General features: G+C 69.7%; 14 protein-coding genes and 1 pseudogene. 11 read left to right on the forward strand and 4 right to left on the reverse strand.

The features are described 5' to 3' along the window. From QR77_RS18895 to QR77_RS18910, 5 genes are all read left to right on the forward strand, one after another. On the forward strand, nucleotides 1–347 hold a 347-nt coding region (locus QR77_RS18895; RefSeq protein WP_040023089.1), incomplete at its 5' end, for a zinc-binding dehydrogenase. Between the two features lie 74 nt (nucleotides 348–421). Continuing rightward, the gene (locus tag QR77_RS47455) at nucleotides 422–586 is read left to right on the forward strand and encodes a hypothetical protein (protein WP_173476320.1); all 165 of its coding nucleotides are present in this window, start codon (nucleotides 422–424) and stop codon (nucleotides 584–586) included. Nucleotides 587–641: 55 nt separating this feature from the next. Continuing rightward, entirely contained in the window at nucleotides 642–935 is a 294-nt protein-coding gene (locus QR77_RS18900; protein WP_040023090.1) for a Dabb family protein, read from the forward strand. 177 nt (nucleotides 936–1,112) lie between these two features. Further along, on the forward strand, nucleotides 1,113–1,946 hold the full coding sequence (locus tag QR77_RS18905) for an RNA polymerase sigma factor SigF (protein WP_040028254.1): 834 nt from the start codon (nucleotides 1,113–1,115) through the stop codon (nucleotides 1,944–1,946). Between the two features lie 244 nt (nucleotides 1,947–2,190). After that, nucleotides 2,191–3,075: an RNA polymerase sigma factor SigF gene (locus QR77_RS18910; protein WP_040023092.1), complete on the forward strand. Its 885-nt coding sequence runs from the start codon at nucleotides 2,191–2,193 to the stop codon at nucleotides 3,073–3,075. A 123-nt stretch (nucleotides 3,076–3,198) separates the two neighbouring features. On the opposite strand, the gene QR77_RS18915 is transcribed toward QR77_RS18910, so the two are convergent. Further along, nucleotides 3,199–3,408, reverse strand: a complete 210-nt coding sequence (locus QR77_RS18915) for a hypothetical protein (RefSeq protein ID WP_040023094.1) — start codon at nucleotides 3,406–3,408, stop codon at nucleotides 3,199–3,201. 314 nt (nucleotides 3,409–3,722) lie between these two features. On the opposite strand from QR77_RS18915, the gene QR77_RS18920 reads away from it, so the two are divergent. From QR77_RS18920 to QR77_RS18935, 4 genes are all read left to right on the forward strand, one after another. After that, the gene (locus tag QR77_RS18920) at nucleotides 3,723–4,241 is read left to right on the forward strand and encodes a MarR family transcriptional regulator (protein ID WP_040023096.1); all 519 of its coding nucleotides are present in this window, start codon (nucleotides 3,723–3,725) and stop codon (nucleotides 4,239–4,241) included. Nucleotides 4,242–4,293: 52 nt separating this feature from the next. After that, entirely contained in the window at nucleotides 4,294–6,864 is a 2,571-nt protein-coding gene (locus tag QR77_RS18925) for an MDR family MFS transporter (protein ID WP_040023098.1), read from the forward strand. A 145-nt stretch (nucleotides 6,865–7,009) separates the two neighbouring features. Next, entirely contained in the window at nucleotides 7,010–7,837 is an 828-nt protein-coding gene (locus QR77_RS18930) for a YceI family protein (protein ID WP_040023101.1), read from the forward strand. Between the two features lie 41 nt (nucleotides 7,838–7,878). Further along, entirely contained in the window at nucleotides 7,879–8,349 is a 471-nt protein-coding gene (locus QR77_RS18935; RefSeq protein WP_040023102.1) for a PPOX class F420-dependent oxidoreductase, read from the forward strand. A 111-nt stretch (nucleotides 8,350–8,460) separates the two neighbouring features. On the opposite strand, the gene QR77_RS18940 is transcribed toward QR77_RS18935, so the two are convergent. Continuing rightward, nucleotides 8,461–9,255, reverse strand: coding sequence for a TetR/AcrR family transcriptional regulator (locus QR77_RS18940; protein ID WP_040023104.1), 795 nt, complete (start codon nucleotides 9,253–9,255; stop codon nucleotides 8,461–8,463). A gap of 289 nt (nucleotides 9,256–9,544) precedes the next feature. Between QR77_RS18940 and QR77_RS18945 the strand changes: the two genes are divergently transcribed. Then, the gene (locus QR77_RS18945) at nucleotides 9,545–10,243 is read left to right on the forward strand and encodes a sigma-70 family RNA polymerase sigma factor (protein ID WP_236710733.1); all 699 of its coding nucleotides are present in this window, start codon (nucleotides 9,545–9,547) and stop codon (nucleotides 10,241–10,243) included. Further along, a complete protein-coding gene (locus QR77_RS18950; protein WP_040023105.1) occupies nucleotides 10,240–10,482 on the forward strand; it encodes a hypothetical protein in 243 nt (80 codons plus the stop codon). The genes QR77_RS18945 and QR77_RS18950 overlap by 4 nt, the downstream gene beginning before the upstream one ends. Before the next feature lie 89 nt (nucleotides 10,483–10,571). Here QR77_RS18950 and QR77_RS18955 read toward each other — a convergent pair whose 3' ends face one another. Both QR77_RS18955 and QR77_RS18960 read right to left on the reverse strand, forming a co-directional pair. Next, nucleotides 10,572–11,759 carry a beta-propeller fold lactonase family protein gene (locus tag QR77_RS18955; protein WP_040023106.1) on the reverse strand — a complete coding sequence of 396 codons (1,188 nt, stop codon included), beginning with the start codon at nucleotides 11,757–11,759 and terminating at the stop codon, nucleotides 10,572–10,574. A 151-nt stretch (nucleotides 11,760–11,910) separates the two neighbouring features. Continuing rightward, nucleotides 11,911–12,454, reverse strand: a pseudogene (locus tag QR77_RS18960) (glycosyl transferase); the annotation flags it as partial.

A 12,454-nucleotide genomic window follows, 5' to 3' on the forward strand; every position in this document is an offset into this window, starting at 1 on the left:
CCGGCGGTGGCGCCCACGTATCCCTCGACGCGCTCGGCTCGGCCGCCACGTGCTCCGCCTCCGTCGGGGGCCTCCGGGCGCGGGGCAGGCACGTACAGGTCGGGCTGCTGCCCCCGGGCGGTACGGGGGTGGCCATGGACCGTGTCGTCGCGTACGAGCTGGAGATCCTCGGCAGCCACGGAATGGCCGCCCACGCGTACCCGGAGATGATGCGTCAGGTGAGCGCCGGCACGCTCCGTCCCGACCTGCTGGTGACCTCGGTCATCGGGCTCGACGACGCCCCGGCCGCGCTCGCGGCCCTGAGCGAGGGATCCGCTGCGGGCATCACCGTCATCACGCCACGGTAGGGGCCTTCAGGTCAGTCCCGTTCATATGGTTAGACTCACGCAACCGTACTGGGGCAGCAGGGGAGGCGACGCGGATGGCGGTAGCGCGGAAGGTCATTCTCTACGGGCTGGTCGTCTTCGTGCTGTACACGATCATCACGTCCCCGGCCAGGGCCGCCGATCTCGTCCAGGTAGGCTTCGAAGGGATTTCGAACGCCGCCGAAGGCGTCGGAGAGTTCATGTCCCAGCTCATTCAGTGATCACGCCGGACGATCGCGGGCCGGGACCGACCGGACCGCCCCCAAGGAGTGCCCCGTGATCCGCCACCTGGTCCTTTTCAAGCTCAACGAAGGCGTCTCGCGTGACGAGCCGCGCGTGATCGCCGGCGGCAAGGCCTTCGAGGAGCTCGGCGGGCAGGTCCCCGAGGTCGAGTTCTGGGAGTGTGCCTGGAACTTCAGCGAGCGGCCGATCGCCTACGACTTCGCGATCAACTCCGCCGTCGCCGACCGGGACGCGCTCCAGACCTACCTGGACCATCCGGCCCATCAGGCAGCCGTCGCACAGTGGCGTGAATTCGCCACCTGGGTGATCGCCGACTACGACTTCTGAGCCTTCCCCGCTCTCCGCCCCGCACCCTTCCGGTGTGGGGCTTTTGGGCTTATTACCCAAATTTGTCACCAACACGGTAATTTCGGGTGCTTGCGCACAGTGGGCATGTCTTGTGATGCTATGACCGCTTTTGACGGATGAGTTGACCGCAGTCGACCGCAAAGGGGTGGCGTGACCGTGCCGGCCAGTACTACGCCTCAAGTCCCGCCCCAGATCGAGACCGAACCACGTCCCTCCACCCCGGGGACCAGGGGCGCCGACACCCGAGCTCTGACGCAGGTCCTCTTCGCCCAGCTCAAGGAGGCCGAACGGGGCACCGAGGAGCACACCCGCGTACGCGCGGCGCTCATCGAGGCGAATCTGCCGCTGGTGCGCTACGCGGCGGCCCGCTTCCGCAGCCGTAACGAGCCGATGGAGGACGTCGTCCAGGTCGGCACCATCGGCCTGATCAACGCCATCGACCGGTTCGACCCCGACCGGGGAGTGCAGTTCCCGACGTTCGCGATGCCGACCGTCGTCGGCGAGATCAAACGATACTTCAGGGACAACGTACGGACCGTGCACGTGCCGCGCCGGCTGCACGAGCTGTGGGTCCAGGTGACCGGCGCCACCGAGGACCTGACGACGGCTCACGGCCGCTCACCGACCACCGCCGAGATCGCCGAGCGGCTGAAGATCTCCGAGGAGGAGGTCCTCGCCTGCATCGAGGCGGGCCGCTCCTACCACGCCACCTCGCTGGAGGCGGCCCAGGAGGGCGACGGGCTGCCGGGGCTGCTCGACCGGCTCGGTTACGAGGATCCCGCACTCGCCGGGGTCGAGCACCGCGACCTCGTCCGGCACCTTCTCGTACAACTGCCCGAAAGGGAGCAGCGCATCCTGATGCTCCGTTACTACAACAACCTGACGCAATCACAGATCAGTCAGGAACTGGGCGTCTCTCAGATGCATGTGTCAAGACTTCTCGCCAGAAGCTTCGCGCGACTGCGATCCGCAAATCGGATCGAAGCGTAACCCTCGCGGGTACACCCTTCTTGAACGGTAGTCAGCCGCCGAAAAGCCCCACACCGGCCGACACCCCCTGTTTCCTGCGCCGACCCGGCAACTACTTGTCGACATGTCACTACAGCGTGTTGCCGACATGTGACATTCTGCGGGAACCGCGTTTGCCGTGGCTCCTCCGCCGGTATTCAGGTGGAGGCTGCGTTCCTCCGACGGGAGCGGCCACCGCGTCCGTCAGCGACCTCAAGGGGGTGGCATGTCCGTAGAACAGGGCAGCTCGAAGGTGCTCACGCTCACAAAAAGCGTTTCCGCGCCCGATGCTCTCGACACCGTGGTGCACGTGGTCCAGCCGCGTGCGTCCCAGCCGGAAGCCATCGACACCCGCACTCTGTCCCGCTCCCTGTTCCTGCGGCTCGCCGAACTGGGCGCCGACGAACTGGGCAGTCCGGAGCACACCTACGTCCGCGACACTCTCATCGAGCTGAACCTGCCGCTGGTGCGTTACGCGGCGGCCCGCTTCCGCAGCCGTAACGAACCGATGGAAGACATCGTCCAGGTCGGCACGATCGGCCTGATCAAGGCGATCGACCGGTTCGACTGCGAACGGGGCGTGGAATTCCCGACGTTCGCGATGCCCACGGTCGTCGGTGAGATCAAGCGCTTCTTCCGCGACACGTCGTGGTCGGTACGGGTGCCGCGCCGGCTCCAGGAGCTGCGGCTCGCGCTCACCAAGGCCAGCGACGACCTGGCGCAGAAGCTCGACCGCTCGCCGACCGTCCCCGAACTCGCCGTCGTACTCGGCGTGTCCGAGGAGGACGTGGTCGACGGCCTCGCGGTCGGCAACGCGTACACCGCGTCCTCGCTGGACTCCCCCTCGCCGGAGGACGACGGCGGGGAGGGCTCGCTGGCCGACCGCCTCGGTTACGAGGACATGGCCCTGGAGGGCGTCGAGTACCGCGAGTCGCTGAAGCCGCTGCTCGCCAAACTCCCGCCCCGCGAGCGGCAGATCATCATGCTGCGGTTCTTCGCGAACATGACGCAGTCACAGATCGGTGAGGAGGTCGGCATCTCCCAGATGCATGTCTCACGGCTGCTGACCCGCACCCTCGCGCAGTTGCGCGACGGGCTGATCTCCGACTGAGGTCCCGGGACCCCGCCCATCCGTCGGGCGGGGTTCCGATATGACGAGCCGTATCTCTGCCGCTCGTGCTGCCTGTGCCTGTACTGCTTTTGCTTGTACCGCCTGTGCTTGTACCGCCGTGGATCAGAAGGCCAGCAGAGCCACCACGACCAGAACGACGACGACCACGACCACGCCGATGATCACGCCGGTCTTGGACCCGCTCTTCTGCGGCGCCTGCCGTCGCTGCGGCTCGCCCTCGTCGACGAACGCACGGAACATCTGAGTGTTGCCCGCGGGGTCGGGGCTGCCTTCGGGACCGGGGCCCTGCGGAGCTTGGGGGTTGTGTGCCATGGGGCAGGACCCTAGCGAACATGGGTCCGCCGCCCAACCCCCGCCCCACCACGAATCGCATGTGCGAGCCCGGTTGTGACATGCGTCGACGCGCACCGACGGGGTGGCCGAGCGGTCACGGATCCGGTCACCGACCCGGTCGCGGGCGCGTACGGCCCGCATTTCGAGTAGCACAGATGTGCGCCGCGCCAGGACTTGACCCAAACCCGAGCAATACTTTTATATCACTTTACTTATCTGAGCCTGATTTCGTTTGCCTGTGACAACCAACAGATTCTATGGTTGCCTCAAGCAACAAGATGTCGGGAGGTTTCATGGCCGCACAGAGGCAGTACGCGGAGCTGGCCCGACAGCTCACCGCCCTCGGCGCCGTAAAAAGAGGCCTGGCGCGCATCATGCCGGCCGAGTGCCCGACCGGTTCCGCCGTCGTACTGGGCCTGCTGCAGCGCCACGGCGAGATGCGGATGAGCCGCCTCGCCGAGCTGCTCGCCGTGGACATGTCGGTGACCAGCAGGCATGTCGCCCACGCCGTGGAGCGCGGCTGGCTCGAACGGTCACCGGACCCCGCCGACAAGCGCTCGCGGATCCTGCGGCTCACACCCGAGGGCCACGGCCTGCTCGACGAGCTGGCCGCACGGACGACAGCGATGTTCGCCAGGAAGCTCGACGACTGGTCCGACGACGAAGTCGGCCAACTCAGCGCGATGTTGGAACGGCTGCGCGGCAGCTTCAGCGACTGCCGGGACCGGCAGTACGACACCCCGCCGGCCGGCTCGGCCGCCGCGGGCGAAGCCTCGTACACCCGCACCGAAGACCTGCCTGCCCGTACGTAGGGTCCACCCACCCGTACACACGCGCACTCACAGACGTAAGACAAGGAATTCAATGGCTACGACCACACCAACCGGTGTACGGGGCGGCCACGCCAAGCACGGCGGCGAACCCCCGGCCTCCCCCGGCAGCGGCGCGCCGATGACTCACCGGCAGATCATGGAGGCGCTCTCCGGTCTGCTCCTCGGGATGTTCGTCGCGATCCTCTCGTCGACGATCGTCACCAACGCTCTGCCGCACATCATTTCCGACCTCGGCGGCGGACAGAGCTCCTACACCTGGGTGGTGACCGCTTCGCTGCTCGCGATGACGGCCTCCACACCGCTGTGGGGCAAGCTCGCCGACCTCTTCAGCAAGAAGCTCCTGGTCCAGATAGCCCTGATCATCTACGTCACGGGCTCGATCGTGGCCGGCCTCTCGGTCAACTCCGAGATGCTGATCACCGTCCGCGTCTTCCAGGGCATCGGCGTCGGCGGTCTCTCCGCCCTCGCCCAGATCGTCATGGCCGCGATGATCTCCCCGCGCGAGCGGGGCCGGTACAGCGGCTACCTCGGAGCGACCTTCGCCGTCGCCACCGTCGGCGGCCCGCTGCTCGGCGGTGTCATCACCGACACCTCGTGGCTCGGCTGGCGCTGGTGCTTCTACGTCGGCGTCCCGTTCGCGATCATCGCCCTGATCGTGCTCCAGAAGACGCTGAACCTGCCGATCGTCAAGCGCAAGGTCAAGGTCGACTGGCTCGGCGCCTTCTCGATCGCCGCCGCCGTCTCGCTGCTGCTGATCTGGGTCACCTTCGCCGGTACGAAGTACGACTGGGTCTCCTGGCAGACGTACGCCATGGTCGGCGGTTCGATCGTGCTCGGCCTGATCTTCATCCTCGTCGAGGCGAAGGCCAGCGAGCCCATCATTCCGCTGCGGCTCTTCCGCAACCGCACGATCACGCTGGCCTCGCTGGCCTCACTCTTCGTCGGTATCGCGATGTTCACCGGCACGGTCTTCTTCAGCCAGTACTTCCAGCTCGCGCGGAACCAGACGCCCACCATGTCCGGGGTCATGACGATCCCGATGATCGGCGGCCTGTTCCTGGCATCGACCGTCTCCGGCCAGGTCATCACCAAGACGGGACGCTGGAAGGCGTGGCTGGTCAGCGGCGGTGTCCTCGTGACGGCGGGGCTCGGCCTGCTCGGCACCATCCGGGTCGACACCCCCTACTGGGAGATGGCCATCTACATGGCCGCCATGGGGCTCGGCATCGGCATGATGATGCAGAACCTGGTCCTCTGCACCCAGAACCAGGTCTCGGCGAAGGACCTCGGCTCCGCCAGCTCCACCGTCACCTTCTTCCGCTCGCTGGGCGGTGCGATCGGTGTCTCGGCGCTGGGCGCGATCCTCGCCAACCGCGTCACGCGCTACGCCGCCGACGGTCTCGCCGACCTCGGCCCCAGCGGCGCCGGACTCCGTAAGGCCGCCGCGGCGGGCAGCGGCGAAGGCGCCATCCCCGACCTGGCCTCGCTGCCGGCGCCGCTGCGCACCATCACGGAAGCCGCGTACGGGCACGGCGTCGCCGACGTCTTCCTCTACTCGGCGCCGTTCGCGCTGCTCGCCCTCCTGATCACCCTGTTCATCAAGGAGATCCCGCTGCGGACGCGCGCCGTCGGCGATCCCGCGCAGAACGCCGACGTCCCCGTGACGCCCGGCGGAGACACCATGGCCATGGAGGCGCCCATGCCCGCGGACGAGTTCGCGAACCCCGTACCGGGCCGGGCCGGTTCGTCGGAACCGCTGCCGGAGGCCGTCCCCGTGCCGCTCCCGGTGCGGGAGTCGGCTTCGGCTCTCGCCTCCGCCTACGGGTCGGAGATACGCGGCGCTGCCGTGCGCGGAGTCGTGCGCGGCACCGAAGGCACCTCGGTGCCCCGGGCCGCCGTCACGCTGATCTCCCTCGGCGGACGCCAGTTGGGGCGCGCCGTCGCCCTGGACGACGGCGGCTACGCCCTGGAGGCGCCGGGCGCCGGATCGTACGTCCTGATCGCCGCCGCCGACGGCTTCCAGCCGCAGGCGTCCACGGTCGTCATCGGCGACGAGCCGCTGGCGTACGACATCCTGCTCTCCGGTACGAGCGGCCTCGGCGGGGTCGTGCGCGCCGCCGACACCGGGCAGCCGATCGCGGACGCCATGGTCATCGTGACCGATGTGCGCGGCGACGTACTGGCCACCGGGAAGTCCACCGACCAGGGTGACTTCACCTTCGGTGAGCTGGTCCCCGGCTATGTGACCGTCGCGGTCAACGCCTCCGGATTCCGTCCGCTGGCGCTGCCGGTGGAGATCCGCGGCCAGGGTGTCACCCGTATCGAGGCGGTCCTCCAGACCGGCGCCCTGGTCCAGGGCACGGTCAGGGCGGGCGCAGCCCGGCGGCCGCTGCCCGACGCGCGCGTCACGCTCATCGACGCGGCGGGCAATGTGGTCGGCAGCGCGACGACCGGGGACGACGGGGCGTACGCCTTCGCCGACCTCAACGCCGGTGAGTACACCGTCATCGCGACCGGATACCCGCCGGTCGCCGGCGCACTGTCCGTACGGGGACGCGGAGTTGACGCGCACGACATCGAACTCGCCCACCCCGGCGAGTAGTCGAAACACCGGGCCGCGCGTTGTTCCTCACGGACGACGCGCGGCCCGGTGCGGAGCCGGGCGCCGAACGCGCCGGGCGCGGTCCGCCGCGTGTGCCGGGACCCGGCCGCCGGCTGCCGGATCAAGATCGAGGAGAGTAAACGGGATGGGACTTCGCGCACAGGTACGGACGCGGGACGGCTGGGCCGTTCAGCACGCGATCGTGACCATGACCGACATGACCGGCGCACAGGTGGCACGCGCGGCGGCCGACGCCGACGGACTGGTGAAGGACGACCTGACGCTCGCGCCGGGTCCGTACACGGTGATCGTGACCGCCATGGGGTACGTCCCCGTCGCCTCCACGGCCGTCGTCACGTCGAGCGGGCGTGCCGAGGTCGGCACGGTCGTACTGGCCAGGCAGGGCGGCGTCGAACTGCCGCCGCCCGGCGCCTGGAGCCTCGACCCGGCGCATTCGTCGGTGGGCGCGGTGGCGCAGCACCTGGGCATCTCCAGCGTGCACGGGCGCTTCAAGGAGTTCGGCGGGCGGATCGAGATCGTCGAGACCGAGGGCGGCTACGGGAACTCGCGCGTCGACTGCGTCATCACCGCGGCGAGCATCGACACCGGGAACGGGCTGCGCGACAAGCACCTCAGGTCGCCGGACTTCCTCGACGTGGAGCGGTTCCCCGAGATCACATACCGCAGCACGGGCCTCGACCCCGCCGGTCCCGACCGCTGGATCGTGCACGGCACGCTGTCGCTGCACGGCATCGAGCGCGCCGTCGACCTGGAGCTGAGCTACCTGGGGACGGGACCCGACCCCTGGGGCGGTACGCGGGCGGCGTTCCGCGCGACGACGGAGCTGCGCCGCGAGGACTTCGCCATGAACTTCAACCAGGTGGTGGAGGCGGGGATCTCCGCGATCGGGACGACGCTGCGGGTGGAGCTGGACATCCAGGCGGTGCAGGGCGACAGCGTGCCGGGGATGTAGGCGGCGGGCGCGGTGGGCGGTCACGTCGTAGGCTGCGAACCATGGCACCGAACATCGCAACGAATACCTCTGTGGACCTGGACAAGCTCCTGGAGTTCGTACGGCCCAGGCACCGCGCGATCCTGCTCACCACCCGCGCCGACGGCCGCCCCCAGGGCTCCCCGCTGACCTGCGGGGTGGACGACGCGGGCCGGATCGTCGTCTCGACGTACCCCGACCGCGCGAAGACACGCAACGCCAAGCGCGACGACCGGGCGAGTGTGATCGTCCTGTCGGACGACTGGAGCGGCGCATGGGTCCAGATCGACGGGACGGCCGAGGTGCTCGACGTACCGGAGTCGGTCGAGCCGCTCGTCGAGTACTTCAGGAACATCTCGGGTGAGCACCCGGACTGGGACGAGTACCGCGCGGCGATGGTGAAGCAGGGGAAGTCGATCATCCGGATCACCCCGGAGCGCTGGAGCCCCATCGCGACGGGCGGCTTCCCGGCGCGGCTCGCACCGCAGGAGTAGGGCGTAGGCAGGAGTAGGGCGTACGCGTACGAAACGCGGCGCGGGGCCACACCGGTACGTACGGTTGGCCCCGCGCCGCTTTTTCGTACGGTCACGTTGTCGGTCGTACGGTCACTCGCGGGCGCGCATCGCCTCGATGCCCGCGATGAGCAGGTCCAGCGCGAACGTGAAGTCGCGCTGGCGCATCGCCTCCACCGTGTCGCCGGCCGTACCCCGGGTGCGCCGGTAGTACTCGTCCTGGCTCACTCCCGCCTCGGCGCAAGCCTGCACGTAGTGGCCCTCGATGGTGCCGAACCCGTACACGAACTGGAAGACGGCGGAGATCGCGCCCGTCAGACCCTGCGGCGCCAGGCCCGTCCTGCGGACGACCCCCTGGACGGCGGAGGAGAACACCGTCGAGCGCGGACCGATGTTCAGATAGCGGCCGACGAGCGGTGAGATCCAGGGATGACGGACCAGCACGGTCCGGTAGCCGGCGGCGAGTTCGCGCAGTTGATCGCGCCAGTCGGCGCCCTCGTCCGTCAGATCGGGGACCTGGACCTCGCCGAAGGCGTCGTCGAGGGCGAGTTCGAGGAGGTCGTCCTTGGTGTCCACGTACCAGTAGAGGGACATGGCGGTGACGCCGAGTTCGGCGGCCAGCCGCCGCATGGAGAACTTGGCCAGCCCTTCGGTGTCGAGGAGGCGTACGGAGACGGCGGTGATCCGGTCCCGGTCGAGTCCGGCGGGTTCGGCGGGTCCATTCGAGTCGGGCTCGGCGGATCCGGGGGACTCGGGGGAGCCCGGGGAGCGGTCCTCGGGCTGGTCCCGCCGTTCGCTCTTCCGGCCGCCACGGCCGGGCGACTTCCCCTGGCGCCATACGCTCGTCCGGGCCGGACGCTCGGGGGCACCGTCGGCTTCCGACACCATGGATGAGCCTCCTCGCTTCTCTCCGGCCGAACGGCCGGATTCCAGTAGATCTGTACGGTTCTGACAACCGCCCCGCTCAGATCCACCGGCAGGCTTTCCCGCCGCCCGGCCACGGCTCCGGCCCCGGCCTGCCCGCCGAAGTCGCCCGAAGCCACCCGGGCCGCCGGAATCCGGTGATCCACCCGGATTCCAAATGCTATGCCCGCTCCCCCCTGTCCGGAACGCCTGGCGCGATCAGCGCGCCGGGGCCGGAATTGGCCGCGAGGGGGCACGGCTTAGGCTCCGGCGTATGAAGTCTGCGGATTCGACAGCGGCGCCCGGCGCCGTACCGATGGGCTCCGGGCAGTCCGGGCGGTCCGGGCGTACGGAACTGGACGCCGAGTCGGCGGAGTGGGTGACCGGGCTCGGTCTCTCGGGCACCGCGCGCGAGCAGGTGCTCGACCGGCTGCACGGCACGCTGCTGCGGATCGCCAGGGGCGAAGTGAACCGGCGCGCCGGGAGTCTGGGCGTCGGCGGTCCGGAGCTGGACGACCTCGCCCACCAGGCGGCGGCCGACGCGCTGTTGGCGATCACCCGCAAGGTCGGGGAGTTCCGTGGCGAGAGCCGCTTCACGACCTGGGCCTACAAGTTCGTGATCTTCGAGGTCTCCGGGAAGATGACCCGGCACTTCTGGCGCACGCCCCGGGCACCGCTGGAGACCGAGGAGTGGGAGCGGCTGCCCGACCGGTTCGGGCTCGACCCCGCGCGCGAGTCGGAGTGGCGGGACATGCTCGCCGAGGTGCGGCGGGCCGTGGAGGAGGACCTCACCGCCCGTCAGCGGCGGATATTCGTCGCGCTGGTGCTGAGCGGGGTCCCGCTGGATGTCCTGGTGACCGAGCTGGGCTCCAATCGCAACGCGATCTACAAGGCCCTTTTCGACGCGAGACGTAAGGTGCGCGCGAGGCTCGTCGCCAACGGGTATCTGGACCGGGAGGCGGACAACTCATGAACGACGGCTCGGCACTTGAAAACTCGGCACTCGGACGTTTCCTGCGGACGGATCCGCGCGATGTGGGGTGCGCGGAGGCCATGGACATCCTGCATGTGTACGTCGACCTGGTGAGCGCGGGCGCGGCCCCCGAGCAGCGCTGTCCGGGGGTCGAGGTCCATCTGCGGGCGTGCGGGCCGTGCGGGGAGGACTTCCAGGGGCTGCTGCTGGCCGCGGGGGCCGGGCCGGCGGCGGACTGACCCGCCACCGCCACCCGGCTCCCGTCGGCCCGCTACCGTATGCCCGGCTCCTGTCGGCTCGTCTTTACGCGCCTTGTCCTTACGCGCTCTCAGAGCGCGACGATCCCCTCGCCGCCGACGGCGCCGGGCACCGTGACGGATCCGATCGCGGTGAGCGAGCCGTCGCCGTTCACGCGGAACTCGTCCACCGCACCGGACTTGCCTGTCTGCGCGTACAGGAAGCGGCCGTCCGAGGAGGCGGCGACGTCGACCGTGCCCGCGTCGGTGGCCGTGTCCCCGAGGGCGGTGAGCTTGCCGTGGGTGTCCTCCGAGTAGCCGGAGATGGTGCCGGTGCCGGCGTTGGACGCGTACAGCTTGCCGCCCGCGCCGATCACCCAGCAGGTCGCGGCGCCGCCGGTGGCCTTCTGGTCGACCTGGGTGACCTTGCCGTCGCGGGCGAGGGTGTAGGTCGCGACCGCGTTCGGGCCTGCCTCGGTGACGACGAGCCGGCCGCGCGCGTCGAAGGTGAAGCCGAACGGGACAGCGCCTGCCTCGGCGTTCACCACCGGCTTGGCCGACGGGGTGCCCAGCAGGCCGAGCCGGAAGACGTCGATGCTGCTGCCGTTGGCCTTGGTGGTGACGACCAGCGCGGAGCCGTCGGGCGTGAAGGAGATCCCCCCCGGGGTGTTGAGGAACTGCGGCGCCGCAGCCGGGTCGAGGCCGAGCGCGCGGTGCCAGGTGGGCACCTTCACCAGCCGGTCGCCGACCCGCAGGTAGCCCTGGATCGAGCCGCCGTCGAGCGCGTTGGCCACGTACACCTGGTTGCCGTGGACGGTGATGCTGACCGGGAACTTGCCGCCCGACGTGATGGTCTGCGTACGTTCGAGCCGGTCGCCGTCGACGGCGAAGACGGTGACGGTGTCGCTGCCCGCGTTGACCGCGTAGAGCAGGTGGTGCGCCTGGTCGTACGCGAGCGAGCCCTGCGAGGCGAGGTGGTCGACGGCGGAACCGTCCAGGATCCCGCCGAGGCCCGAGGTGGGGTAGCTGCCGGCCTTGGTGAGGGTGCCGTCGGCGGCGCGGTGGTAGGCGACAACGGCGTTGCCCGCCGGGTTGTCGGTCTGTACGAACACGGGGGCGGCCGACCGGGCGGGCGACTGGTGGCCCGCCTGACCGTGCGCGGCGGCGGAGGCCGGGGAGGCGAACACCGCAGCCGCGGCTATGGCGGTGGCTCCGACGGCGATGGCGCGGGCGGCGCGGACAGTGCGGGCGGCACGAAGGGTGTGAGCTGCGGAAGGCACGGGATCTCCTCATGGGTGCGCTGTTTGACAAGCACCTGTTCGTGCCGCCGGCCCGGTGCGGTCTTACGGCGAAAAGGCCGTACCGGGCTCGACGTTCGCGCTACGTAAGACATGTCGGATCCGTGTGAGTGCGCCGCCCGACCCAGGGTGCCTAGGAGGCGGCCACGGGCCGCGTCAGGTCGTAGAGCGTCACCCCGTCCACGGTGACCTTCTTGAAGCCGGCCTCCACCCAGGTGGTGATGGTGGAACTCGTACCGCCGCCGGGTCCGCCGCCCCCGCCGAGGAAGTAGTGGATCCTGCCGTCGGTCACGTACTGCTTGAACTGCGCGAGGGTCGGGGACGGGTCGCTGCCGTTGAAGCCGCCGATCGCCATGACGGGCTTCTCGGTGGCGAGTTGGTAGCTGGCGGCGTTCTGGGCGCCGATGGCGGCGGCCGCCCAGGTGTAGTCGTCCGCGTTCTTCTTGAGGGTGGACCCGACCTTGGCGCTGACGGTCTGGCCCTTGAGGAGACCGCCCATGCCACCCATACCGCCGCCGCCCTCCTGGGCGGCACCCGCTGCCCCGCCCGCCCCGCCGGGGAACTGTCGGCCGGACGGCTGGCCTCCGGCCTGCTGGCCTCCCTGCTTCCCACCGCCGGGCTGCCCACCGGCCTGCCCGCCGCCGGGCTGCTGCCCCGCCTGCTGAGGCGGTCGGCCC

The sequence above is a fragment of the Streptomyces sp. 150FB genome, from assembly GCF_000818195.1.
Classification (GTDB): Bacteria; Actinomycetota; Actinomycetes; order Streptomycetales; family Streptomycetaceae; genus Streptomyces.

What these genes read in the sequence shown, in the direction of transcription:
- QR77_RS18910 (WP_040023092.1), top strand. Translation starts at nt 2,191, where the DNA reads ATGTCCGTAGAACAGGGCAGCTCGAAGGTGCTCACGCTCACAAAAAGC.
- QR77_RS18930 (WP_040023101.1), top strand. Translation starts at nt 7,010, where the DNA reads ATGGGACTTCGCGCACAGGTACGGACGCGGGACGGCTGGGCCGTTCAG.
- QR77_RS18945 (WP_236710733.1), top strand. Translation starts at nt 9,545, where the DNA reads ATGAAGTCTGCGGATTCGACAGCGGCGCCCGGCGCCGTACCGATGGGC.
- QR77_RS18925 (WP_040023098.1), top strand. Translation starts at nt 4,294, where the DNA reads ATGGCTACGACCACACCAACCGGTGTACGGGGCGGCCACGCCAAGCAC.
- QR77_RS18935 (WP_040023102.1), top strand. Translation starts at nt 7,879, where the DNA reads ATGGCACCGAACATCGCAACGAATACCTCTGTGGACCTGGACAAGCTC.
- QR77_RS18915 (WP_040023094.1), bottom strand. Translation starts at nt 3,408, where the DNA reads ATGGCACACAACCCCCAAGCTCCGCAGGGCCCCGGTCCCGAAGGCAGC.
- QR77_RS18920 (WP_040023096.1), top strand. Translation starts at nt 3,723, where the DNA reads ATGGCCGCACAGAGGCAGTACGCGGAGCTGGCCCGACAGCTCACCGCC.
- QR77_RS18950 (WP_040023105.1), top strand. Translation starts at nt 10,240, where the DNA reads ATGAACGACGGCTCGGCACTTGAAAACTCGGCACTCGGACGTTTCCTG.
- QR77_RS47455 (WP_173476320.1), top strand. Translation starts at nt 422, where the DNA reads ATGGCGGTAGCGCGGAAGGTCATTCTCTACGGGCTGGTCGTCTTCGTG.
- QR77_RS18940 (WP_040023104.1), bottom strand. Translation starts at nt 9,255, where the DNA reads ATGGTGTCGGAAGCCGACGGTGCCCCCGAGCGTCCGGCCCGGACGAGC.